The organism is Photobacterium sp. DNB22_13_2, from assembly GCF_052873915.1.
The window spans coordinates 1-275 of sequence record NZ_JBNNXU010000124.1 but is presented as its reverse complement, the minus strand read 5'-3'; the positions used below and the strand labels follow the sequence as shown (position 1 = coordinate 275).

General features: G+C 64.0%; 1 protein-coding gene. It reads left to right on the top strand.

The window, feature by feature from the left end; all coding sequences use genetic code 11:
* Nucleotides 1-275 (top strand): cache domain-containing protein (locus tag ACVA58_RS28070; RefSeq protein WP_446513517.1); only part of this gene is annotated, 275 nt, incomplete at both ends.

The window sequence follows — 275 nt, the reverse complement described above, 5'->3', positions numbered from 1 at the left end:
TACCAGGATCGCGCCGCCAAGCAGACCATGCCGGTGGACGACGCCAAACGCGCCGCGCTGGAAGCGCTAAGCCCCATCCGCTTTGGCAAGACCGGCTACATCGGCGTGATGGCTTCCGGGCAGGTGATCCGCCTGCTGCCGGTCAAACCCACTTCTGAGAACCAGCACGTCGACACCTTGAACGACCCAGCCGGCGTGCAGGCGGTCAAGCGCATCATTGGGGTCGGCACGGGCTTCATCGAATACGAATTTCCACGCCCGGGCACGGAGAAACC